The organism is Streptomyces sp. NPDC052101, from assembly GCF_040680235.1.
In the GTDB taxonomy this organism is placed as follows: domain Bacteria; phylum Actinomycetota; class Actinomycetes; order Streptomycetales; family Streptomycetaceae; genus Streptomyces.
In genome coordinates, this window is sequence record NZ_JBFAWH010000024.1 from 37,520 (window position 1) to 60,468 (window position 22,949).

The 22,949-nt window shown below is 71.6% G+C and carries 15 protein-coding genes; 13 read left to right on the forward strand and 2 right to left on the reverse strand.

Annotated elements, in window-relative coordinates; translation table 11 throughout:
* Window positions 1-49: 49 nt before the first annotated feature.
* Window positions 50-679 (forward strand): hypothetical protein, encoded by a 630-nt coding sequence (locus AB0L75_RS32400; RefSeq protein WP_365188183.1) that lies wholly within the window; start codon window positions 50-52, stop codon window positions 677-679.
* A gap of 541 nt (window positions 680-1,220) precedes the next feature.
* Here AB0L75_RS32400 and AB0L75_RS32405 read toward each other — a convergent pair.
* A complete protein-coding gene (locus AB0L75_RS32405) occupies window positions 1,221-1,841 on the reverse strand; it encodes a hypothetical protein (protein ID WP_365188185.1) in 621 nt (206 codons plus the stop codon).
* Window positions 1,842-2,599: 758 nt separating this feature from the next.
* On the opposite strand from AB0L75_RS32405, the gene AB0L75_RS32410 reads away from it, so the two are divergent.
* From AB0L75_RS32410 to AB0L75_RS32445, 8 genes are all read left to right on the forward strand, one after another.
* Window positions 2,600-4,759: a RecQ family ATP-dependent DNA helicase gene (locus AB0L75_RS32410; protein ID WP_365188186.1), complete on the forward strand. Its 2,160-nt coding sequence runs from the start codon at window positions 2,600-2,602 to the stop codon at window positions 4,757-4,759.
* Window positions 4,760-4,992: 233 nt separating this feature from the next.
* The gene (locus tag AB0L75_RS32415) at window positions 4,993-6,654 is read left to right on the forward strand and encodes a DUF4192 family protein (protein ID WP_365188189.1); all 1,662 of its coding nucleotides are present in this window, start codon (window positions 4,993-4,995) and stop codon (window positions 6,652-6,654) included.
* A gap of 704 nt (window positions 6,655-7,358) precedes the next feature.
* The gene (locus AB0L75_RS32420) at window positions 7,359-9,305 is read left to right on the forward strand and encodes a glycogen debranching N-terminal domain-containing protein (RefSeq protein WP_365188325.1); all 1,947 of its coding nucleotides are present in this window, start codon (window positions 7,359-7,361) and stop codon (window positions 9,303-9,305) included.
* A 130-nt stretch (window positions 9,306-9,435) separates the two neighbouring features.
* A complete protein-coding gene (locus AB0L75_RS32425; protein ID WP_365188191.1) occupies window positions 9,436-10,194 on the forward strand; it encodes an NUDIX hydrolase in 759 nt (252 codons plus the stop codon).
* A gap of 172 nt (window positions 10,195-10,366) precedes the next feature.
* Window positions 10,367-13,183 carry an ATP-binding cassette domain-containing protein gene (locus AB0L75_RS32430; RefSeq protein WP_365188194.1) on the forward strand — a complete coding sequence of 939 codons (2,817 nt, stop codon included), beginning with the start codon at window positions 10,367-10,369 and terminating at the stop codon, window positions 13,181-13,183.
* A gap of 163 nt (window positions 13,184-13,346) precedes the next feature.
* A complete protein-coding gene (locus AB0L75_RS32435; protein ID WP_365188196.1) occupies window positions 13,347-14,234 on the forward strand; it encodes a FadR/GntR family transcriptional regulator in 888 nt (295 codons plus the stop codon).
* A gap of 466 nt (window positions 14,235-14,700) precedes the next feature.
* On the forward strand, window positions 14,701-16,245 hold the full coding sequence (locus tag AB0L75_RS32440) for an RNA polymerase sigma factor (protein WP_365188198.1): 1,545 nt from the start codon (window positions 14,701-14,703) through the stop codon (window positions 16,243-16,245).
* 122 nt (window positions 16,246-16,367) lie between these two features.
* The gene (locus AB0L75_RS32445; RefSeq protein ID WP_365188201.1) at window positions 16,368-17,228 is read left to right on the forward strand and encodes a serine protease; all 861 of its coding nucleotides are present in this window, start codon (window positions 16,368-16,370) and stop codon (window positions 17,226-17,228) included.
* 101 nt (window positions 17,229-17,329) lie between these two features.
* Here AB0L75_RS32445 and AB0L75_RS32450 read toward each other — a convergent pair whose 3' ends face one another.
* A complete protein-coding gene (locus AB0L75_RS32450; RefSeq protein WP_067004125.1) occupies window positions 17,330-17,560 on the reverse strand; it encodes a hypothetical protein in 231 nt (76 codons plus the stop codon).
* Between the two features lie 440 nt (window positions 17,561-18,000).
* Between AB0L75_RS32450 and AB0L75_RS32455 the strand changes: the two genes are divergently transcribed.
* The 4 genes from AB0L75_RS32455 to AB0L75_RS32470 all read left to right on the forward strand — a co-directional run bounded on the left by AB0L75_RS32455 (window position 18,001) and on the right by AB0L75_RS32470 (window position 22,887).
* Window positions 18,001-20,124, forward strand: coding sequence for a DNA topoisomerase IV subunit B (locus AB0L75_RS32455; protein WP_365188204.1), 2,124 nt, complete (start codon window positions 18,001-18,003; stop codon window positions 20,122-20,124).
* Between the two features lie 407 nt (window positions 20,125-20,531).
* Complete coding sequence (locus tag AB0L75_RS32460) at window positions 20,532-21,053, forward strand: DUF1453 domain-containing protein (protein ID WP_365188207.1); 522 nt, start codon at window positions 20,532-20,534, stop codon at window positions 21,051-21,053.
* Window positions 21,050-22,201, forward strand: coding sequence for a histidine kinase (locus AB0L75_RS32465; RefSeq protein WP_365188209.1), 1,152 nt, complete (start codon window positions 21,050-21,052; stop codon window positions 22,199-22,201). Before AB0L75_RS32460 ends, AB0L75_RS32465 begins: the two co-directional genes overlap by 4 nt.
* Window positions 22,198-22,887: a response regulator transcription factor gene (locus AB0L75_RS32470; protein WP_365188212.1), complete on the forward strand. Its 690-nt coding sequence runs from the start codon at window positions 22,198-22,200 to the stop codon at window positions 22,885-22,887. The genes AB0L75_RS32465 and AB0L75_RS32470 overlap by 4 nt, the downstream gene beginning before the upstream one ends.
* The last annotated feature ends 62 nt before the right edge of the window (window positions 22,888-22,949 follow it).

Genomic DNA, 22,949 nt, shown 5'->3' on the forward strand with positions numbered 1-22,949 from the left:
GTGCCACCCGGTCACCCGCGCCGCACCAATGTTTGATAGATATCAGCTCATGCCTCTCATTCCCGAGGAGCCTCAGATTCACGAGAGTGCCCAGGGTCCCCGCGCCACTCCGGCCAGCGGCCGTACCGCGCCGACCCCTCGCCCCGTACCCGGCCCCCGTCCCGCGGCGTCCCGCCCCGGTCGTCCCGGCCCTCAGCGGCCGGCTCCGCCGGTGCAGCGCACCCAGCGTGACGTGGCTCCGGCCAAGCCGGTCCCCTCAGGCCCGGCCGCTCCCGCCGCCACGGCGGCCGCCCCGCAGATCCAGCTGATCCCGGCCTCGGTCGGCGGTGCGCTCGACGCCGCCGACGAGGCGGTGGATCTGCTCCTGGACTCGGGTCGTGCCCCGGGCGACGTACTCGTGATCACCACCGGTGCCCAGCACCCGTGGGCGGAACACGAGCTGTCCTTCGGCGAAACCTCCTACTGGGCGCAGCACGACGCCGGTGACGACGTGTTCTACATGGACGCCGCCGTCGTATCCCGCGCCGCGACCCGCCCCGTGGTCGTCATGGCCGTCAACGGAGGCCCCGCTTCCGCTGCTGCCGCGGCCCTTCCGCTGGCCCATGCCCGGGCCGGTGCTCTGCTGATCGTCTGCGGCGATCCGCAGCAGATCAACGGGGTGCTGGGCACCGGCGTCTGAACCGCGTCCGGCGCCTCGGCGCCGCGGGGCACGGCGTGGTCCTCGGCGTGCCCGGACAACCGGCGGCCGTTCCACTCCTCGGTGGCGTCCCGGCACCTCGCCATGGCGCCGATGCGGAGCAACGGTCGCCGAACGGAGTCCCGAGTCCGGACCGGCCGTCGGCTGGCGCTGCGGTGTCCGCCGAGGCCGGCCTGTGAATGACACTCGGGCAGCCGTGCCGAGGGCAGCCGAGCAGGGGATCGCATCCCGCTCGGATGGCTCATAGTGCTCGTCACGGCTCGTCACGGCTCATCGCGATCAGTCACGGATTGTCACGGCGCGTCCGGCCGCTGGGGCGGCTCAGGCGTTGGTCTGGTCCTCGACACGGCCACCCACCCTTCCCCCTAGGCGCGGCCATCCACCCTTCCCGCCTGGCCCACGGCCACGTCCACGGCACCGGCCTCGCTCGGCGTCTCGGTGAACGAGGGCCGGGCGCAGGGCGGGACGACGTGCCGACGGTGGCTGTCCTGGCGGTGGCCGGGGCCTGAGGCCGCCGTGCCCTTCAGCGAGCCGCCGCGCGGCGCAGGACCTCGGAGACCGGCCCGCCGGTGCGCGGCGTGAGCGGCGGGGCCTCCGACAGAGCGAAGGGCTCCGGCTCGGAGTCGGCGCTGGGACGGCGTCCACTGCGCCCCTCGCCCAGCACGTGCCAGCCATCGTGAGTCAGCGTGATGTACGCCCCGCACCGCAGTCCGTGCAGCGTGCAGGCGTCCCGCAGGCCCCACATCCAGGCGCCGTCCTCCTCCGTCCAACGCGCGTCGCCCTCACGGCAGTAGACCAGAATGGCCGTGCGCACCGGGGTCCGGCGCCGTAGGTCATGGGGAATGACCCGGCGCAGCTGCGCGAGCAACGCGTTGCGGAACATCCAGCCGTCGGCCGGGGCCGGACGACCCGTGAACGACGCGCTGGCGCACAGTCGCTCGTCCGGATCGAGCACTGCCACGATCGCCGTGGAGATTCCCGGCCGATGGCGGGCATGCAGCCCGCTGACGACCTCACGAGGGTTGCGCAGCAGAGGGATTCCGGCGTCGGCCCATTCGGCCGGCTCGAGCAGGCGACTGGCGGAAGCGGCGGACGCGGACGTCGACAACGAGGCTGCCGAGGACGAGGCGAATCCGAAGGTCACGTTCCTCCCTTCGGCTACGCGCCCACACTGCGGGCGAGGTCGGATTCGAGGGACCGCGCACCGCAGCAGAGCCCAACCTGATCACGGACGAGCCGTGCGGGGAGCGGACCTCAATTCTTCCTGTCGAACTTGGATGCGGCAACGAGCAATTGGGGCCACCGACGGTTATCAGGCGGTGCGTGGCTTATATCCCTACCCAAAGGTTGGACCGCTGACGCCTGAGGCGACGGTTCGTGCCCCGTACGGCTGCCGGGGGGGCGCGGGAGATCCGAGCGCCCAAGGAGTGGATCAGCAGGCGCCGGGCTGCGAGCAGCGTACGCGGCCGGTTGCCCCGGTCGATGTCCGACAGTAGACCCGAAGCCCGCCCCGACGAAGCCCGTTCACCGGCCGGAATGCCTCCTTCGACGAGATGTCGACGAGATGTCGACGAGATGTCGACGAGATGCCGACGAGATGCCGACGAGACGTCGACGAGATTTCGACGAGATACCGATGGGCGGTAGGCCCCTCGGGCACCTGTCGCTGGGCCCGGTGCGCGGCCCGTCGTCGGTCGGGACGACGGGTTGGATTCCGGCCGGAGATGCAGGGGGGTGGGACCTGACCTGCATAAACGCGTCGATGCGTCGACCCGGGAGGCATTGTGGCCGAGCGCTGCCCCACGGACGTACTCGATCGACACCTGGCAGACGCACGATCGCCGGTCGCCCACACGGTGAGTGGATTGGCCGAGGGTCCTCGGAATCGGGTTGCATGGGGGCATGGACACCCTGGAGCTGCGCGCTGAAGCCGATGCCGTCCTTGCCGAGCTGGTCGGTGCCCCGGAGGGCTCGGCACGGTTGCGGGAGGATCAGTGGCGGGCGGTGGCGGCTCTGGTGGAGGAACGCCGGCGTGCGCTGGTGGTGCAGCGCACGGGCTGGGGCAAGTCGGCGGTGTACTTCGTCGCCACCGCGCTGCTGCGGCGCCGCGGAGCGGGCCCCACGGTGATCGTCTCGCCGCTGCTGGCGCTGATGCGCAACCAGGTCGAGTCGGCGGCACGGGCCGGTATCCGGGCGCGGACGATCAACTCGGCCAATCCGGAGGAGTGGGACACGATCCACGGGGAGGTCGAGCGGGGCGAGACCGACGTTCTCCTCGTCAGCCCGGAGCGCCTCAATTCCGTGGATTTCCGTGAGCAGATGCTGCCGAGGCTCGCGGCGACGACCGGTCTGCTGGTGGTGGACGAGGCGCACTGCATCTCCGACTGGGGCCATGACTTCCGCCCCGACTACCGCAGGCTGCGCGCCATGCTGGCCGACCTCGCTCCCGGCGTGCCGGTGCTGGCCACCACCGCGACCGCGAACGCGCGCGTCACTGCGGATGTGGCCGAGCAGTTGGGCACCGGCGCCGGTGAGGCCCTGGTGCTGCGCGGCCCGCTGGACCGGGAGAGCCTGCGGCTGGGAGTGGTCCAACTTCCGGACGCCGCACATCGCCTGGCCTGGCTCGCCGAGCACCTCGACGATCTGCCGGGCTCCGGGATCGTCTACACGCTGACCGTGGCCGCCGCCGAGGAGGCCACCGCCTACCTGCGGCAGCGCGGCTTCGAGGTGGCTTCCTACACGGGCCGCACGGAGAACGCCGACCGGCTGCAGGCCGAGGCCGACCTGCTGGAGAACCGGGTCAAGGCGCTGGTCGCGACGTCCGCGCTGGGCATGGGCTTCGACAAGCCGGACCTGGGCTTCGTCGTCCATCTCGGCTCGCCGTCCTCGCCGATCGCCTACTACCAGCAGGTGGGCCGTGCCGGGCGCGGGGTGGCGAACGCCGATGTGCTGATGCTGCCGGGCAAGGAGGACGAGGCGATCTGGCGCTACTTCGCCGACACCGCGTTCCCGCCCGAGGCACAGGTCCGCCAGACCCTCGCGGCCCTCGCCGACGCGGGACGGCCGCTGTCCGTGCCGGCCCTGGAGGCGGCGGTCGACCTGAGGCGAACCCGGCTCGAGACCATGCTGAAGGTCCTCGATGTGGACGGGGCGGTCAAGCGCGTGAAGGGCGGCTGGGAGAGCACCGGGCAGCCCTGGGTGTACGACACCGAGCGGTACGCCTGGGTGGCGCGGCAGCGGGCGGCCGAGCAGCAGGCCATGCGCGAGTACGTGCACTCGTCCCGGTGCCGGATGGAGTTCCTGCGTCGGCAACTGGACGACGAGGGGGCGGCCCCGTGTGGCCGGTGCGACAACTGCGCCGGCTCGTGGATCGACTCCGCGGTGTCGGTCGAGGCGCTGAAGGGGGCAACGGAGGAACTGGACCGCCCCGGCGTGGAGATCGAGCCGCGCCGGATGTGGCCGACGGGGATGCCCGCCCTGGGCATCGACCTCAAGGGCCGCATTCCGGCCGGGGAGCAGTGCTCCGCCGGGCGCGCCCTGGGCCGGCTCTCGGACATCGGGTGGGGCAACCGGCTGCGGCCCCTGCTGGCGGAGGGCGCGCCCGACGGTCCGGTCCCCGACGATGTGCTGCAGGCCGCGGTGGCCGTCCTCGCCGACTGGGCGCGCTCCGCGGGAGGCTGGGCGCCGAATGTCCCGGACGCCTCCGCCCGGCCGGTCGGAATCGTTTCGGTACCGTCCCTGACCCGCCCCCACCTGGTCGGTTCCCTCGCCCAGGGCATCGCGTCCATCGGCCGCCTTCCTTACCTCGGCACCCTGACGTACACGGGGCCGCACGGTGCGCACGCGGCACACCGCAGCAACTCCGCCCAACGCCTCAGGGCCCTGTCGGGCACCTTCACCGTCCCGGAGGACCTCGCCGGTGCCCTGGCCGCATCTCCCGGCCCCGTCCTGCTCGTGGACGACTACACCGATTCCGGCTGGACCCTCGCGGTCGCGGCCCGCCTGCTCCGCCGGGCGGGCAGCGGAAGGGTACTCCCGCTGGTGCTCGCCGCGGCGGGCTGAGCCCGGCGATCCAGCGCCTGACCTGGGAAAACGTTGACAGGGGGCGCAGTGGCCAAGTCCGGCTGGTGGACTCCGGCGCGGCGCCTCGAAAGCGGCCGTCGAGGTCCGGCGCCCCCGGCTTGAGGGCTCGCCCGGCGGCGGCTGTGGAAAGCCTGGACGGCGCTTGTCGTGTCCCTGATTCGACTTGTCCACAGGGCCAAGCGGAATGCCAAGATCCGCGAGACCGTCTGCGCATGACGAATCACAGCGAAGCCATTGGCCCGTTCGAAAACAGCGACATCTCGGGACAGGAGCCGTTCACCGGCCCGTCCGCGCACGACACGCAGGTCACGCTGCGCACCCCCGCCGAGCTGGCCGATGCCCTGCCCTACCTCCTCGGCTACCGCCCGGAGGACAGCATGGTGCTGGTGGCCCTGCACGACCGCGAAGGCCGGGGCAGGTTCGGCGGCCGGGCCCGGCTCGGCATCCCCGCGCACGAGGAGGACTGGGAGGCGGCCGCACGCCAGCTCGCCCAAGGACTGGTGACCGGCAGCAAACGACGCGGCGGCAGGCCCGAGCAGATGGTGGCCTACGTCTGTCAGGAGCCGGCCCCGGGAGAGTCCGGCCGCGATGTCAAACGACGGCTCGAGCGGCTGGCCCACCTGCTGCGCACCCAGTGCGGCGAACTCGACGTGCCGGTCATCGAGGCGCTGTGCATCTCCGACGGCCGCTTCTGGTCGTACTGCTGCCCGGCCGAGGGCTGCTGCCCCGAGGACGGCTCTCCGATGGGCCTTCCCGGCACGTCCGTCCTGGCCGCCGCGGCCGCCTACGCCGGCATCCAAGTGCGCGGCACACTCCGGGAGTTGCGCGCCAGGCTGCAGCCCTGGGAGACGACTGCGGCCCTTGAGCAGGAGATCGCCCTGGACGCGGCCGGTATGACCCTGGTGCCCCGCATGCTCGACGAGGCCTCCCGCACGGAAGTGGCGCAGGAGACCCTGGGCCTTGCCGAACGGATCATCCGCCGCTTCGCCGCCGCGGCACCGGTGTCCGGCGCGCATCCGGCGGACCTGCGCGACGACGACCTGCTCGCGCATGACGAGGCTGCGACGCTGATCCTCGGACTCCAGGACCGCACGACCCGCGACCGCGCGGCCACCTGGATGGAGGGCGACGAAGCCGGTCCGGCCCTCCGGCTCTGGCGCGCCCTGGCCCGCCGCTGTGTCGGACCCTACGGCGAACACGCCGCGGCCCCGCTGACCCTGGCCGGCTGGGTCGCCTGGTCGACAGGTGACGAGCTGGAGGCCCGCGAGGCACTGGCCATGGCGCTGGGCGCGGACTCCGACTATCTCTTCGCCCGGCTGCTGCACCAGGCCTGCAACGACGGCCTGGACCCGGAATCGATCCGCCGCTGTCTGCGGGCGATCCGCGCGGAAGGCTCGGAAGGCTCAGACCGCTCAGACGGCGCGGAAGGCTCAGACGGCGCGGAAGGCGCGCACGGTGTGGAAGGCGAGGGCGGTGCGGACCGCGCAAGGCATGTGCCGACGGAGAACAGCGCGCAGCTGTCCGCGGAGGAGACAACGTCTCGGGCCGGGCTTCCCCCCACCGAGGACGCGACTCCGCCGGGAGCGAGTGGGCGGGCGGACGACCAGGGCGCCGAAGCGTGCCGCGGGACGGGCACACGCCGGCGGCGCCGACCGCACTCGGCGGACGGAAGCGACGCCCCTCGCACGGCTCGGACCACGGGCGGACGGCGCAGGCCGGCCGGCTCCCGCCCCGGCCCGTCAACAGCCGAACCCTCCCGCCCCGGCAGCCGCGGCCCGGGCGGCCTGCGCACGCGCGCGGTCGAGGCATGCGACACCACGAGCAGTCAGGCTCCGTCGGGGAGCGACGACCGAAAGCCCGAGGCGGACCGGTGAGCAGCGGTCTCGGGAGTGTCGGCACGTACCCGGTCGCGCAGGTTCGCGAACGGAACACACGTGGCGCAGCAGAGGAAAACGTGGGATCCGGCGCACGCCCCGGGAGGCTGCCCGGGAACCGGCCGCGTGCGCGCCGGTCCGGCTGCCGCGGCGGCACCCTTCTGGGCCGTCTGGCCCAGCGGGCCTGTCCGACCACTCCGGGGCGACACCCCGGCCCTCCACGCCTGCGCTGGTGGCACCGGCTCGTCGGCGCCCCGAGCGGCGGTACTGCCCTCCCGTCCCGCCACTGCCCTGTCGGCTTCCCCGGGACGAACCGTGACCCGGACGAGTCCCGCCCCGTTCACCTGAGTGGCGGAACGCCTGGCCGGGCCCAGCCGCCGTACGACCCTTGTCCTCCAGGGCGACCGCCCGGTCGTCCAGCAGGTCCGAGGCGCACCGAGCGCGGAGGAAGCCACCCCATGCACCAGCAGCCGACTTCGTCCACCACCGCCGATGGCGAACGTCCGCCCTGGGACAGGCGCGAGTGGTTCCCACCGGGCGGTGACACCATCACCGCGCGGCAGACCATCGGCATTCAGCCCGCTGCCAAGGTTCCCGGGCCGAACTCCTCGGCCGGCCTCGGCCGGCCGTCGGCGCCGACACCGGGCCGCGGCCGCCGGCCCAGCGCCGCCTCGCCGGTGCGTACCCCGCAGGGCAGCCGTCCCGTGCCCGAACTCCCGCCCACGCACGCAGCCTTGATCTGTGTCGCGCTGCCGGGCCTCGCCATCTCCGGTGAGGCACAGCTGACCGGCCGGGGACTGGACGGGTTCTACCGAGGTGGCAGGCGCCTGCTCTCACGGTGTCAGGTCCGCGTGGCCGGCCGTGAACCGCTGGCCGTGCAGGCCAGGATGACGAGCGCCGACAGCGCCCGTTTCGTGGGGACACTGCGTGTTTCCCTGTCGACGGGCCCCGATCCGGATGTCGTGGTCGAGCGAACCCGCCGTGCCGACGGAACCGAACGGATCACCCTGCGCAACGCCGGTGTGCGACCGCTGAAGCTGCCCGTCGAGGTGGCCCTCGGTACGGACCTCGCCGAACTCGCCGTCATCGCCTCCGGCAGGGCCGGCCCCGAACTCCCCGCCACCGTCCACGACTCTGGCCTGCGCTGGGCCACCACCGGTGCCGCCGCCTCCGTCATCGCCGACCCGCCGCCCTCCGACGCCCTCGCGTCAGCAGGACTGCTTCGATGGGAGCTGGGGCTGCCGCCGGGCGCCATGACAGCCGTCGAACTCCGGGTGCGGCTCGACGGCGCCGGGCCGCTGCGGCCGGCGGGACATGCCACCACCAGCCCGCTCGCCCCAGCCCGGGCGACCGGTGACGACCCCCGGGTGGCCCCGCTGCTGCACACTGCGATCGCCGACCTCCAGGCCCTGCTCCTGCGCGACCTCGCCCATCCCTCCGACACCCACCTCGCCGCGGGCGCGCCCTGGCGCTGCGGACTGGCCCCCGCCGAGGCCCTGGCCGCGGCCCGCATGACCCTGCCGCTCGGCACCCGGCTCGCCCTGGGCACCCTGCGCACCCTGGCCCGCACCCAGCTCCCGGACAGAAGTCCACAGGCCGGCCTGATCCCCGGACCACGACGCGACGCCGGCCCGCTCCTCCCGCCGGGCTGCACGGGCACGGAGGCCACCCTGCTCTTCCCCGTCCTGCTCGCCGAGGCTCGCCGCTGGGGACTCCCCGAGCAGGAGACCAGGGAGCTGCTGCCCGCGGCGGAACGCTGCCTCACCTGGTTGCAGAACACCGTCGGTGACGGTCCCTACCTCCCCGACCCCCAGCCAGGGGGCCCGGCCCGCTGCGACACGCAGGCCCACGCGTATCGCGCGGCCGTGCTCGGCGCCGATCTCCTCGAAGCCTTCGACCGGCCCGGCGTCATCGAGTCACGCCAGCGGGCCCAGGCCCTGCAGGCCGCGTTCCGAGCCGATTTCTGGGTCGAGGACCGCGGCGGCGGCCGTCCGGCCGCGGCTCTGGCACCGGACGGCCGCCCCGTGCCGCACCTGGGCTCCACCGCCGTCCACCTTCTCGACACCGGACTGCTCGGGTCCGGTCGGCTCGCCCCGGGCCTGCTCGATCCCGTACAGACCGAACACCTCGCCAGGCTGCTCGGCACGCCCGCCATGGACGCGGGCTGGGGACTGCGGGGGCTGGGCGCGAAGGAGACGGGATACAACCCGTTCGGTCACCGGACCGGAGCCGTCCGGGTCCATGACACCGCACTCGCCGTCGCCGGACTGGCTGCCGCCGGCTACGAGAAGGAAGCGAGCGGCCTGCTCAGAGGACTGCTGGACGCGGCGGAACACTTCGGCCACCGGCTGCCGGACATGTTCGCCGGCGAGCAGCGATTCAGCGAGAGCGCTCCCCTCGCGCACCCCGCGGCCTGCCGGCCGGCAGCCACGGCGGCGGCATCCGCGATCATGATGCTCGTCTCACTCGTGGGCATCCGCCCCGACATCCCGGCCGGTACGGTCACCCTGCGTCCCGTGCGGAGCGCGCCGCTCGGCGAACTCGGTCTGACCGGGCTGCGGGTCGCCGGTGCCCCGTTCGCCGTGCGCGTCAGCCGACTGGGCCTCGCCATGGTCGAAGAGGCGGCGGACGGCCTGCAACTGGGAGTCTGACCTCGTACGACGTCACGGAAACGAAGAACAGGAGCAGATCCTGCGCCCCATACCCGAACGAAGCGGAACGACCATCGATGCGGCCGGCGAAGGGAGTGTTTATCGTCAGGCAGACGACTATGATCGCCGCATGCCCTACGACCCGTCAGCCTTTCCGCCCTTCGCCGTCACCGTGGATCTGGTCGTGCTGACCGTGCGCCGCCACGCCCTGTGTGCGCTGGCGATCCGCAGGGGCGAGCCCCCGTTCCAAGGGCGCTGGGCGCTGCCCGGCGGTTTCGTACGGGCCGATGAGGATCTCTCCCAGGCGGCGGCGCGTGAACTGATCGAGGAGACCGGGCTGTGCGCACATGACCCCTCGGCTCCGGCCCAGGACAACGGAGCCCATCTCGAGCAGCTCGCCACGTACGGGGACCCCGAGCGGGACCCGCGTATGCGAGTGGTGAGCGTCGCGCACCTCGCGCTCGCGCCCGACCTGCCCGCCCCGCGTGCGGGAGGCGACGCCAGCAACGCGCGCTGGGCGCCGGTCGAGGAACTGCTCCAGCAGGGCGGTTACGGCCGCGACGGCGAGCCCGTGGCACCGCTCGCCTTCGACCACGCCCGGATCCTCTCCGACGGCGTGGAGCGGGCCCGCTCCAAGATCGAGTACTCCTCGCTCGCCACCGCGTTCTGCCCGAGCGAGTTCACCGTGGGAGAGCTGCGCCGGGTGTACGAGGCAGTGTGGGGAGTGGCCCTCGACCCGCGGAACTTCCACCGCAAGGTCACCGGGACTCCCGGATTCCTGGTCCCCACCGGAGGGACGACCACGCGGCAGGGCGGCCGGCCGGCGCAGCTCTTCCGGGCCGGCGGAGCCACTCTGCTCAACCCCCCGATGCTGCGTCCCGAGGTCTGAGACGCGCGGACGGCCGGGCGCCCGGACCGTCGGGCGGGACGACCGGATGTGCCCAACCGGGCTCTGCCGAACCGCGCAACGCGCATCGCGTCGCCCGCATCCCCCGCATTACACACGGCTATAGATCGGGATATACCAGAAAAACTGGACATTGCACGCTATCTTGCTGCAGGTGATCCAGGCCTTCGGACTGACCAGCAATTCCCGCAAGGCGCACCCGCCCGCCGTCGACGATGTTTCGTTCGAAGCGCGCGCGGGACATGTCACCGTGCTCCTCGGAGGCGTCGGCGCGGGCAAGACGACGGTGCTCAGGCTGATGCTCGAACTTCAACAGGGGCGTGGCATCACCTACTTCAGAGGGCGACCCCTGCACCGGATCGCTCATCCGTCGCGAGAGGTCGGTGTACTCCTCGGGGACGTGCCCGGACATCCGTCCCGCTCGGTCCGCGGGCATCTGCGGATGCTGTGCGCGGCCTCGGGAGTTCCCGCGCGCCGGGCCGACGAGGTCCTCGAAGCGGTCGGCCTCGTCAGCCTCCGTGAGGAGCGCCTCGGCACGCTCTCGCGCGGCATGGACCGCAGACTCGGCCTGGCCTGCGCCCTGCTGCCCGACCCGCACACACTCGTCCTGGACGAGCCCGCAGGCGGCCTCTCCACCCGAGAGGCGCAATGGCTCCACGGCATGCTGCGGGCCCACGCCGACCAGGGTGGCACGGTGGTCTTCACCACCGCCGACCCCAAGGAGGCCGCACGCACCGCCGACCGGGTCGTCACCCTCGACGGCGGCAGACGCGTGGCCGACCAGGAGGGACGGGAGTTCGCCCGGACCCGGCTGCGCCCGCGGGTGGCCGTCCGCAGCCCGCACGCGGCGCGGCTCGCGGCCCTGCTCACCAAAGAGGCCCGTATCGCGCGCCGCTCCGTCGAGGTCGTACGGGAGGGCGGCAACCGCCTCTCGGTGTACGGCTCCACGACAGCCGACGTCGGCGAGACCGCGTTCCGGCACGGCATCCTCGTCCACCAACTCGCGGACGAGACCGGCGACATGGGGCCGGGAGCCGGTGTCGGTCCCGACGGTCTCGGGTCGGGGGAGCCGGGCGCAGAGGCGGGGAACGTGCCATCGGCAGAGCGGGCAGCTACGGCGCCGGGCCGGCCACCGGCGGACCCGGAGACGACCGAGCACGACGCGCCGGCGGTGGACCCGGAGACCACCCTGCGTGGCTTGCAGGAGGGAGAGCCGGAGGCGACGGGGCGCGGTCTGTCGGTGGTGGAGTCAGAGGCGCCGGCGCGGGGTCTGCCTGCGGGGGAACCGGAGCCGACCGTGCGCGGATTGCCGACGGTGGAGCCGGGTGCCCCGGGGCTCGGTGTGGCGGCTTTGGCGACAGGCACCTCGGTGGTCGGCGCGGCGGCGGGGACCGACGCCTCCGTGCCCGACACGCCCGCGCCGGAGCAGGAGGCTGCGGCATCCGCCCGCCCGTCAGGAGAGCCGGGCGGCTCGGCGTCGGTTCCCTCGGCGAGAGAACGGCGTGCCATGCCGTTCGGCTTCTCGGCGGAGAAGCGCGAGAACGCCGCTGAGGACACCTCGGCGCCGCAGCGGGCCGCGTCCAGCATGCCCACGAACGAAGAACTGCTGCCGGGGGACCGGGTGCCTTCTGGCAGCGGTGACGAGCCGCCGCTCGGGGAGGCCACCGCCCCCCGGCCGGAGACGGACGACAGGGAGACCGTCCCTCACCTGCCGTCCGAGCGCTCGTCGCACGCCGACGCGCTCGCGGGAAGGGGCGCGACGGCCCACAGCGGAGACAGTGGCGGCAACAGCGGTGCTGAACCTGGCCACGACGACGTGCCCGGTGACAGCGCGGAAGCGGTTCCCGCAGGGGCGCTCACCGAAGCCGACGGCGGCCTTGAGCCGGGCCGCGAGGACGCGCCCGGCCGAGGCGTCGAAGCGGCTCCCGCAGAGCCGCTCGCAGCAGCCGGCAGCGGTCGGGCCGCCGGTGCGGCGGCCATGACGAGCGCCGGGCATGACGCGGTCCCGGCCGCACACGAACCGCGGACCGGCGGCGGCACGAACACCCCGGCCGCGGCCATCTCCGCTCTCCGCGCCCGCCTCCCCGGCGCCAGGAACCCCGGCACCCGTCAGTCGCAGGCCGCCCGTGTCGCGCGACCCGACGGCGTCCGCTCCCTCGACGCCCTGCCCCCTCTCCCGCCCCCCATCTCCGTCCGCCCCGCCCCCAGCCCCCTCCGCCCCCTGCGCTACGAGATCCGGCGCGCCACCGGAATCGGTGCCGGCTTCCTCACCTGCGGTGCCGTGCTGGTGGTGTCCGCGCTCACCGCCGTACTGCTCGCCCGGATCGGCCACACCCAGCAGGCACGGCTGTTCGCCGCGTGGCCGCGGGAGCTGCCGCTGCCGCCCGCGGCGCTCGCGGCGGGGCTGCTCGGCGCGTTGGCCTTCGGGGACGAGTTCCGCCACCCCGCCCTCGCGGCGGACCGGGGCACCGTGCCCCGTCGACTGGGCCTGCTCACCGCGAAACTGCTCGTCTCCGGAGTCACCGCGGTGTTGCTGGCCTTCTCCACCATGGGCTGCGACGCCGAAGCGCTCTACATCGTCTACGGACGGGAGCTGACACAAGTTCCCGCGGACTGGCTTTCGCTGACCGCGAGTTGGTTCGGCCTCGTCGTCGGCTGCGCCTGGGCCGGTGTGCTGGCGGCCGGTGTGTTCCGGTCCACCTCGGGTGGCCTGGCCGCCGTACTCGCCGTACCCGTTGTCGTCATGCCCCTCGTGCACGAGGTGATGCGGGGCCCCGCCCTGCGCATGGCCGCCGGGTTCCCGGTGCGGATGCGGGAAGTGCTCCTGTCACAGTGGCCCTTCGGAGGCGAGCGCTATCTGCTCGGAGTTGCACGGGTGCTCGCCCAACCTGTGGGCGGAGCACTGGCGTTGTCGCTGTCGGGGCTGCTGTGCGCCTATGTGTGCACGACGCTTCGCACCCGGTTCTGGTGACCGGCATGCGTGCACTTCCGATCCCGCCATGTGCACAACTCCCCGCTGGAAAGCCCATTTCTTTCCGATAAGGCGTCAATTGCGACGGGGTGAGCGATCACCCTTTCGTGTGCTTTTCACCAAAGACCTCAAGGGAGTTGGAGGCGGCGCCGACAAAGGATCCGTGAGTACCCTTGCGCACACCATGATGACCGCCGCCCGCTCCACCGACTCCGGTCTGGCCGGCCCGGGCGAACTCGACCGCTACCCCTACGCAGAGCCCCAGGTGGCCGATCGCGTCGGAGCGCCCTCCTGGGAAGGCGCAGACCCCGAACTGGGCCGCGTGGGCCGGCGTGCCGCGGGCAGCCGCGGACGTGGACTGCACGGCCAACTCGTTCAGCAGCTGGGACAGATGATCGTCTCCGGCGACCTGGGCGCGGACCGCCCGCTGGTGCCGGAGGAGATCGGCCAGCGCTTCGAGGTCTCCCGCACCGTCGTCCGCGAGTCCCTCCGCGTCCTCGAGGCCAAGGGCCTGGTCAGTGCCCGCCCGAACGTCGGCACGCGCGTGCGTCCCGTCAGCGACTGGAACCTGCTCGATCCGGACATCATCGAGTGGCGGGCCTTCGGGCCCCAGCGCGACGACCAGCGCCGCGAGCTGAGCGAGCTGCGCTGGACGATCGAGCCGCTCGCCGCCCGCCTCGCCGCCGGGCACGGACGTGAGGAGGTGCAGCAGCGCCTCTGCGACATGGTCGAGATCATGAGCCATGCCATGGCCCAGGGCGACGCGCTGACCTACTCGCGCGCCGACAACGAGTTCCACGCACTGCTCATCCAGACCGCCGGCAACCGCATGCTGGAGCACCTCTCAGGGATCGTCTCGGCGGCCCTCCAGGTCTCCGGCGGCCCCGTCACGGGTTGTGACCGGGCGAACGAGACGTCGCTCGCGCAGCACGCGCGGATCGTCGACGCGCTCGGCACCGGCGACGGCGCGGCGGCCGAGGCGGCCATGCGTCAACTGCTCACGGTCCATCCCGAGGTCGAGCGCGTGGTGCCCGCCCCGCGCGAGCACTGACCTCGCGGCCACAGCGGTGCGGTCGCCGGTGTGCGGCGTCCTCGTGGTGCTCGTGGCGGCACCGGGCTCCTTGCCGGCCGTCGCCGGACCCCGCCGGACCCTCTGTGGTCCGGCGGGGTCCAGCGGTCCGGCGGGGTTCCGGTGCCGCCCTGGGCGGCACCGGGCCGCCGCGGGCCATGGGTGTGACCGGGCCTGACGGCGTCGATGATCTTCTCTGTCCACGTCTGACTGCTTTTGACCGCTTACGGGGTGTGACTCGGGCCACGCAGATTGGGCGTAACGCTTGCGGAAACAGCGCGATGACCTAAGAGGTGACAGCCGCGGAGGGAATACAGACGCCATGACAGGCGCTGTGCATCTTCCCGGCCCCCGCCCGCTCCGTCGGCCCATCCCCAGGCCGGTGGTCGGCTCCTGTCCGCAGTGGACGGTGCCGGAAGCCGTTTTCCAACGTTCCGAGAGGTTGTTCGTGTCGGCCAGCACATCCCGTACGCTCCCGCCGGAGATCGCCGAGTCCGTCTCTGTCATGGCGCTCATTGAGCGGGGAAAGGCTGAGGGGCAGATCGCCGGCGACGATGTGCGTCGGGCCTTCGAAGCTGACCAGATTCCGGCCACTCAGTGGAAGAACGTACTGCGCAGCCTCAACCAGATTCTTGAGGAAGAGGGTGTGACGCTGATGGTCAGTGCCGCAGAGCCCAAGCGCACCCGCAAGAGCGTCGCAGCGAAGAGCCCGGTGAAGCGCACCGCCACCAAGACGGTCGCGGCGAAGACGGTGACGACCAGGAAGGCCACCGCCACCACGGCCGCCCCCGTGGCGTCCGCTGCTCAGGCCGCAGCCGATTCCGCCGAGGAAGCCGAACCCGCCAAGAAGGCCGCCGCCGCCAAGAAGACGACCGCCAAGAAGGCGGTCGCCAAGAAGACCGTCGCCAAGAAGACGGCCGCCAAGAAGACCACGGCCAAGAAGGACGACGTCGAGCTTCTCGAGGACGAGGTCCTCGAGGACACCAAGGCCGCCGATGAGCCCGAGGGCGCCGAGAACGCGGGCTTCGTCCTGTCCGACGAGGACGAGGACGACGCGCCCGCGCAGCAGGTCGCCGCGGCCGGCGCCACGGCCGACCCGGTCAAGGACTACCTGAAGCAGATCGGCAAGGTCCCCCTGCTCAACGCCGAGCAGGAGGTCGAGCTGGCCAAGCGCATCGAGGCGGGCCTGTTCGCCGAGGACAAGCTGGCCAACGCCGACAAGCTGGCGCCGAAGCTGAAGCGCGAGCTGGAGATCATCGCCGAGGACGGCCGCCGCGCCAAGAACCACCTGCTGGAGGCCAACCTCCGTCTGGTGGTCTCCCTGGCCAAGCGCTACACCGGCCGCGGCATGCTCTTCCTGGACCTCATCCAGGAAGGCAACCTCGGTCTGATCCGCGCGGTCGAGAAGTTCGACTACACCAAGGGCTACAAGTTCTCCACGTACGCCACCTGGTGGATCCGTCAGGCCATCACCCGCGCCATGGCCGACCAGGCGCGCACCATCCGTATCCCGGTGCACATGGTCGAGGTCATCAACAAGCTCGCGCGCGTGCAGCGCCAGATGCTCCAGGACCTGGGCCGCGAGCCCACTCCGGAGGAGCTGGCCAAGGAGCTGGACATGACCCCGGAGAAGGTCATCGAGGTCCAGAAGTACGGCCGCGAGCCCATCTCGCTGCACACCCCGCTGGGTGAGGACGGCGACAGCGAGTTCGGCGACCTCATCGAGGACTCCGAGGCCGTCGTCCCCGCCGACGCCGTCAGCTTCACGCTTCTGCAGGAGCAGCTGCACTCCGTTCTGGACACCCTGTCCGAGCGCGAGGCCGGCGTCGTCTCCATGCGGTTCGGTCTCACCGACGGTCAGCCGAAGACCCTCGACGAGATCGGCAAGGTGTACGGCGTGACGCGTGAGCGCATCCGCCAGATCGAGTCCAAGACCATGTCGAAGCTGCGCCACCCGTCGCGCTCCCAGGTGCTGCGCGACTACCTCGACTAGGTCGCGTCCGTACGACGGCGAAGGCCCGGTTCCCCTCGAGGGAGCCGGGCCTTCGTGCTGCGCGCGGGCGCGGAGTGGATCACCCTGGGTGTTCCGGTACCACCCGAGAGTGAGGAGCCTGCATGCGTCGTTCCGTTGCCCGGGCACTGATCCGGCCGCTCGCCCTGGCGGCCATCCTGACCGGCATACCTCTGGTGAGCGCGGCCCCCATGGCCGCCGGCAGCGTGGTGGTCGGCGGCTTTCCGATCGACATCTCCCAGGCCCCGTGGACGGTCGCGCTGTCCAGCCGTGACCGGTTCGGGGGTACGCGTGCGGGCCAGTTCTGCGGTGGCGTGGCGGTCGCACGCACGACGGTGCTCACCGCGGCCCACTGCCTGGCCGAGGGCGTCCTCGGGGCACCACCGAACCGCGCGCGCGACCTGAAAGTCATAGCGGGCCGCACCGATCTGATGTCGAGTGAGGGCCAGGAGATCGCCGTACGCCGCGCCCGGATCAACCCCGGGTACGACAGCGCGACCAACGTCGGCGACTTCGCCGTACTCACTCTGGCCAAGCCGCTGCCGCAGAGTGCGGTCGTCCCCATGGCGGGCCCGGGCGACCCGGCCTACACGCCGGGCACGCAGGCCCTGGTCTCCGGATGGGGGGACACGACCGGCAAGGGTGCTTACCCGCGCAGGTTGTACGCCGCACATCTGCGTGTGCTGTCCGACGATCTCTGCACCCGCGCCTATCCGGGCGGTCCCGACGGCACCTACCGGTCCGGCAGCATGCTCTGTGCCGGAGAGGCCGGTGGCGGTCCGGACGCCTGCCAGGGAGACAGCGGTGGACCGCTGGTGGCGGCAGGGCGGTTGATCGGGCTCGTGTCCTGGGGGAGCGGCTGTGGCAAGGCCGGCAGCCCTGGCGTGTACACGCGCGTCTCCGAGGTCGTGCGTGGCCTGGGTGCGCCCCCACGGGGTCACAAGCGGCCCCACAGGGGCTCCTGAGGCGCCCTCATGGAGGCATGAGCACGGGCGGCCGCTCCTGGAGAGGAGCGGCCGCCCGTTCACCGGCCTGGGCCGGGGCTGGCTCGTCGTGTGTGCGAGATTCAGCGCTCTTCTTCGGAAGCGATGCCCGGAACGGACGTCAGCCGCTCCGTCTCGTCCTGTATCTCAGCGGCGATCTTCTTGAGTTCCGGCTCGAACTTGCGACCGTGGTGGGCGCAGAAGAGCAGTTCTCCGCCGCTCAGCAAGACGACGCGCAGGTATGCCTGGGCGCCGCAGCGGTCGCAGCGATCGGCGGCCGTCAGCGGGCTCGCGGGGGTCAGAACAGTAGTCACGTCGCCTCTTCTCTAGCTCGACGAGCTGTCGTACCAGGGTCAACATCCAACCAGCCCGAAAACGTTCCCGCTCGTGGCTTTTCCTCGAAAAATTCTTCCGGGGCGGCTGTTTGCTGCCGGTTGGCGGCGAATGTGCCGTAGTGCGTCTCTTGTGGTGCTTACGGTTTCGCGCAGTGTTGTGTCTCGGTCCTCCAGGCCGGGTTGCCTGTTGTTCATGAGGACGTGCCCGGAGCCTAAATGGTTCATGCCTCCAAGGGAACGTGATATGTACTTCACTCCATCGAGGGATCGAACAGACATGCGAGTCTGGACTAGTCTGAGTTCTCGACGAGGGTGGCGTTACACCGGCTCTACCAGGCCTCGGTACCCTCTGAGCGGCGACCGAAGCCGTCCCCTTACCCAGTAAGGGGCCAAGTGAAATTCAGCGAGGAGCGAACCGCGTGACCGCCGATACGTCCGTGCCGTCCACAGCGCTGCTGGCAGGAGCAGACCGGGACGGTTCCAACTACACCGCGCGGCACCTGCTCGTCCTCGAGGGCCTCGAGGCCGTGCGCAAGCGCCCGGGCATGTACATCGGCTCGACCGACAGCCGTGGTCTGATGCACTGCCTGTGGGAGATCATCGACAACTCCGTGGACGAGGCCCTCGCGGGTGTCTGCGACCGCATCGAGGTGATCCTCCACGACGACGGCTCCGTCGAGGTGCGCGACAACGGCCGGGGTATCCCCGTGGACGTCGAGCCCAGGACCGGCCTGTCCGGCGTCGAGGTCGTCATGACCAAGCTCCACGCGGGCGGCAAGTTCGGCGGTGGCTCGTACGCCGCCTCCGGCGGTCTGCACGGCGTCGGCGCCTCTGTGGTCAACGCCCTCTCCGCCCGTCTCGACGTCGAGGTGGACCGCGACGGCCACACCCACTCCATCAGCTTCCGGCGCGGCGTCCCCGGCGCCTTCGCCGCCGTCGGCCCCGAGGCGAAGTTCGAGGCCAAGAGCGGCCTGCGCAAGACCAAGAAGATCCCCAAGGCCCGCGCCGGCACGCGCGTGCGGTACTGGGCCGACCGGCAGATCTTCCTCAAGGACGCCAAGCTCTCCCTGGAGACCCTGCACCAGCGCGCCCGGCAGACCGCCTTCCTGGTGCCGGGCCTGACCATCGTCGTGCGCGACGAGTTCGGCCTCGGCGAGGGCGGCAGCAAGGGCGAGGAGTCCTTCCGTTTCGACGGCGGCATCAGCGAGTTCTGCGAGTATCTGGCAGGCGACAAGCCGGTCTGCGATGTCTACCGCTTCTCGGGCAAGGGCACCTTCAAGGAGACCGTCCCCGTCCTGGACGAGCACGGGCAGATGACCCCCACCGAGGTCACCCGTGAACTGGGCGTGGACATCGCCCTGCGCTGGGGCACCGGGTACGACACCACCGTCCGCTCCTTCGTCAACATCATCGCCACCCCCAAGGGCGGCACCCACGTATCGGGCTTCGAACAGTCCGTGACGGGCGTGTTCAACGATGTACTGCGCGCCAAGAAGATGCTGAGGGTGGCCGAGGACAACATCGTCAAGGACGACGCCCTCGAGGGACTCACCGCCGTCGTGACCGTGCGCCTGGCCGAGCCGCAGTTCGAGGGCCAGACCAAGGAGGTCCTGGGCACCTCGGCGGCGCGCCGCATCGTGAACAACGTGGTGACCAAGGAACTGAAGGCGTTCCTGACCAGCACGAAGCGGGACGCCGCCGCTCAGGCCAGGGTCGTCATGGAAAAGGTGGTCGCCGCCGCCCGTACGCGCGTCGCGGCCCGCCAGCACAAGGACGCCCAGCGTCGCAAGACCGCCCTGGAGTCCTCGTCCCTGCCGGCCAAGCTCGCCGACTGCCGCAGCGACGACGTGGACCGCAGCGAGCTGTTCATCGTCGAGGGCGACTCCGCGCTCGGTACGGCCAAGCTGGCACGCAACTCCGAGTTCCAGGCCCTGCTGCCGATCCGCGGCAAGATCCTCAACGTGCAGCGGTCGTCGGTGACCGACATGCTCAAGAACGCCGAGTGCGGCGCGATCATCCAGGTCATAGGAGCGGGCTCGGGCCGCACGTTCGACATCGACCAGGCCCGCTACGGCAAGATCATCATGATGACCGACGCCGATGTGGACGGCTCCCACATCCGCTGCCTGCTGCTCACGCTGTTCCAGCGATATATGCGGCCGATGGTCGAGGCCGGCCGGGTCTTCGCGGCGGTGCCGCCGCTGCACCGCATCGAGGTCATCCAGCCCAAGAAGGGCCAGGACAAGTACGTCTACACGTACTCGGACCGCGAACTGCGCGACAAGCTCATGGAGTTCCAGAGCAAGGGCATCCGGTACAAGGACTCCATCCAGCGCTACAAGGGTCTCGGCGAGATGGACGCCGACCAGCTGGCCGAGACCACGATGGATCCGCGTCACCGCACCCTGCGCCGGATCAACCTGTCCGACCTCGAGGCCGCCGAGCAGGTCTTCGACCTGTTGATGGGCAACGACGTCGCGCCCCGCAAGGAGTTCATCTCCAGCTCGGCGGCGACGCTGGACCGGTCGCGCATCGACGCGTAGCCGCTGAGCCGGGCTTCGGCCGACGGCGATTGACCCGAGGCCGGGCCTGCGGCGTCGGCCGGGGCGCGGCCGGCGGGACGTGATGGGGGCGAAGGGGGACGGAGCCTGGTGGTCGGCCTGTGGAGGACGACGGCCGGTCGTCCTTCGCGGGCCTGTCACTCGATCCCCGCCGGCTCCCTGCCCGGGCCGGCCTCCACCTCCCCTTCCGCTGCCTGCCGCCAGCGGTCGCGCGGGCCACTCAGGTGTCCGCACCCGGGGGATCTACACCCGTGGGTGGAGACCAGCCGTTCCAGGTTTCCACCCGTGATCCACCCCGGCTCCGATCTCCCGACCTGCGCTTTTCCGTAGCTTCGTAGGTGTCGGCAGCGCCCGCTCCCGGCACCACGCTCTCGCTCACGGAGGCTCTGATGTCCGGGCTCGTCAACGCGCTGGTGATCGTGGCCGTCGCCGCCATAGTGATCGCGCGGCAGTTCCGCGCCCGTGCGATCAACACCGACCGGCGCTGGTGGCTGCTCCCCGTGATCCTCGCCGTGGTCGCGCTGCGCGAGCCCGGCATCCTCGACGCTCACCACCGTACGGAATCCGCCGCTCTGCTCGTGGTGGAGCTGCTCGTCGGTCTCGCCACCGGCGCCGGATGGGCCTGGACGACCCGCGTCTGGACGGAACCGGACGGCGTCGCGTGGACCAGGAGCACCAAGGCGAGCGTCGCCGTATGGGGCGTGGGCATCGGCCTGCGGATCGCTCTCTTCGCCGTCGGCCGCGCGTTCGGCGTGCACCAGGACAGTTCCGCCCTGATGCTCGGCCTCGCCGCCACCCTGCTGGTCCGCGGCGGGTTCCTGGTCTGGCGGGCGCAGTCCCTCGGCACCGCGAACGGCCCCGCCCCGGCGTACGGTGACGGCATGCGATCGGTCAGGAGGGAGCACGCGTGACGGAGAACGCCTGGACACGCTGGCCGTCGCGGGAGGCGCTCAGCCGCGCGGGAATCAGTCGGCCCCGGCGCATGCTCGCCTGGGCCGTGAGGCTGCTCGTGCTCGCCTTGCTCCTGTGGAGTGCGTTCAGCCATAAGCACGTCGGTATCGCGGGAGGGCTTGTGGCGGCGGCGGGGGTCCTGCTCGCCGGTGTCGTCGCCTGGGCCTTCTTCCGGACCACCTACCAGCACCGGCTGATGCCGTCCCTCGCACTCATCGCCGTGCTTCTCGCCCTCGCCGTCGTCGCCGAGGCGACGGGGTTCAGAGGACCGGCCCTCGTGCTCTGGTGCGGTTGCGGGATCAGCGCCCTGGAGCGGCTCCCGCTCGGCGCGGCCATACCCGTGACATCCGTGGCGCTGGCCTCGTTCTCCGCGTTCAACAAGGACGTCTGGCTGACCACGGCCGCGACGGTGGTGGGCATGGCCCTTGCCGGGTACGTCCTACGGCTGGACGCGGAGGCCCGCGGCAGCGCGCAGCGGCTGCTCGCCCAGGAGCGTGCTGCCCGGGCGGCCGAGGCAGAGTCCGCGGCGCTGGCCGAGCGGGCCCGCATCGCGCGGGAGATCCACGATGTGCTCGCCCACAGCCTCTCGGCGCAGCTGGTGCATCTGGAGGCGGCCCGGCTGCTGATCGAGAACGGCGCGGACCGCGAGCGGATCCTGGAGCGGGTGGTGGCCGCCCGGGGCATGGCCCGCGACGGACTGGCCGAGACCCGGCAGGCCCTGTCGGCACTGCGAGGCGAGCTGACCCCGCTGGAGGACTTCCTGAGCGAACTCGTCAGCGCGGCCGACGGAGCCGAGGTCACCGTCACCGGTGAGCGCAGACCTCTGTCGGCCGAGGCCTCGCAGGCAGTGCGCAGGGTCGCCCAGGAGGCCCTGACCAACGTCCGCAAGCACGCCAAGGGAGCCAAGGTGCACCTGCGACTCGACTACGGCGAGCAAGAAGTGACGCTGGACGTACGGGACTCGGGCGGACGGCCGGGCGAACTCACAGGTGCCGGAGGCGGGTACGGTCTGCTGGGGATGCGCGAGCGCGCCGAGCTGCTGGGCGGTTCACTGGACGCGGGGCCGGACGAGGAGGGGTTCGTGGTGAGGCTGAAGGTGCCTGTATGACCGAGACGGAAGGGGAGAAGAAGCCCGCACGGGTGGTGGTCGCCGACGACCAGACCGTGGTGCGGGAGGGCATCGTGATGCTGCTCGGCCTGCTGCCCGGGGTGGAGGTCGTGGGTGCCGCGGGAGACGGCGAGGAGGCGGTGCAGCTGGTCGGGGAACTGGCCCCCGACGTCGTCCTGATGGATCTCCGGATGCCCCGCTGCGACGGCGTGGAGGCCACCCGGCGGATCCGGGCGCAGTACCCGGCCACCCAGGTCGTGGTGCTCACCACGTACGCGGACGACGAGTCGCTGTTCCCCGCGCTGCGCGCCGGCGCCCGGGGTTATCTGACCAAGGACGCGGGCGGGGACGAGATCGTACGTGCTGTGGAGAGCGTGCTGTCGGGAGATGCGGGGCTGTCGCCGAGCGTCCAGCGCCGGTTGCTGGAGCGGCTGTCGCAGCCCGAGCCCAGCCCGCAGGCGACCGCCGACGCGCCACCCGACGGACTGACCGCGCGGGAGACCGAGGTCCTCCTGCTGATCGCCGACGGGCTCAGCAATCAGGAGATCGCCCGCAAGCTGCATGTGTCGACCGCGACCGTGAAGACACACATCAACAACCTCTTCTCCAAGACGGGTCTCAAGGACCGGGCGCAGGCGGTGCGTTACGCCTACAGCAAGGGGCTGGTGCGGCCGCCCACGCAGTGAATCACCTGATGGGGTGAAGAGCCGGAGGAAGAAGAGTCAGGGATCTTCCCGATCTGTCCATC

Coding starts and splice junctions, on each gene's coding strand:
- AB0L75_RS32410 (WP_365188186.1), top strand. CDS start 2,600: ATGGACACCCTGGAGCTGCGCGCTGAAGCCGATGCCGTCCTTGCCGAG.
- AB0L75_RS32400 (WP_365188183.1), top strand. CDS start 50: ATGCCTCTCATTCCCGAGGAGCCTCAGATTCACGAGAGTGCCCAGGGT.
- AB0L75_RS32425 (WP_365188191.1), top strand. CDS start 9,436: ATGCCCTACGACCCGTCAGCCTTTCCGCCCTTCGCCGTCACCGTGGAT.
- AB0L75_RS32415 (WP_365188189.1), top strand. CDS start 4,993: ATGACGAATCACAGCGAAGCCATTGGCCCGTTCGAAAACAGCGACATC.
- AB0L75_RS32470 (WP_365188212.1), top strand. CDS start 22,198: ATGACCGAGACGGAAGGGGAGAAGAAGCCCGCACGGGTGGTGGTCGCC.
- AB0L75_RS32445 (WP_365188201.1), top strand. CDS start 16,368: ATGCGTCGTTCCGTTGCCCGGGCACTGATCCGGCCGCTCGCCCTGGCG.
- AB0L75_RS32460 (WP_365188207.1), top strand. CDS start 20,532: ATGTCCGGGCTCGTCAACGCGCTGGTGATCGTGGCCGTCGCCGCCATA.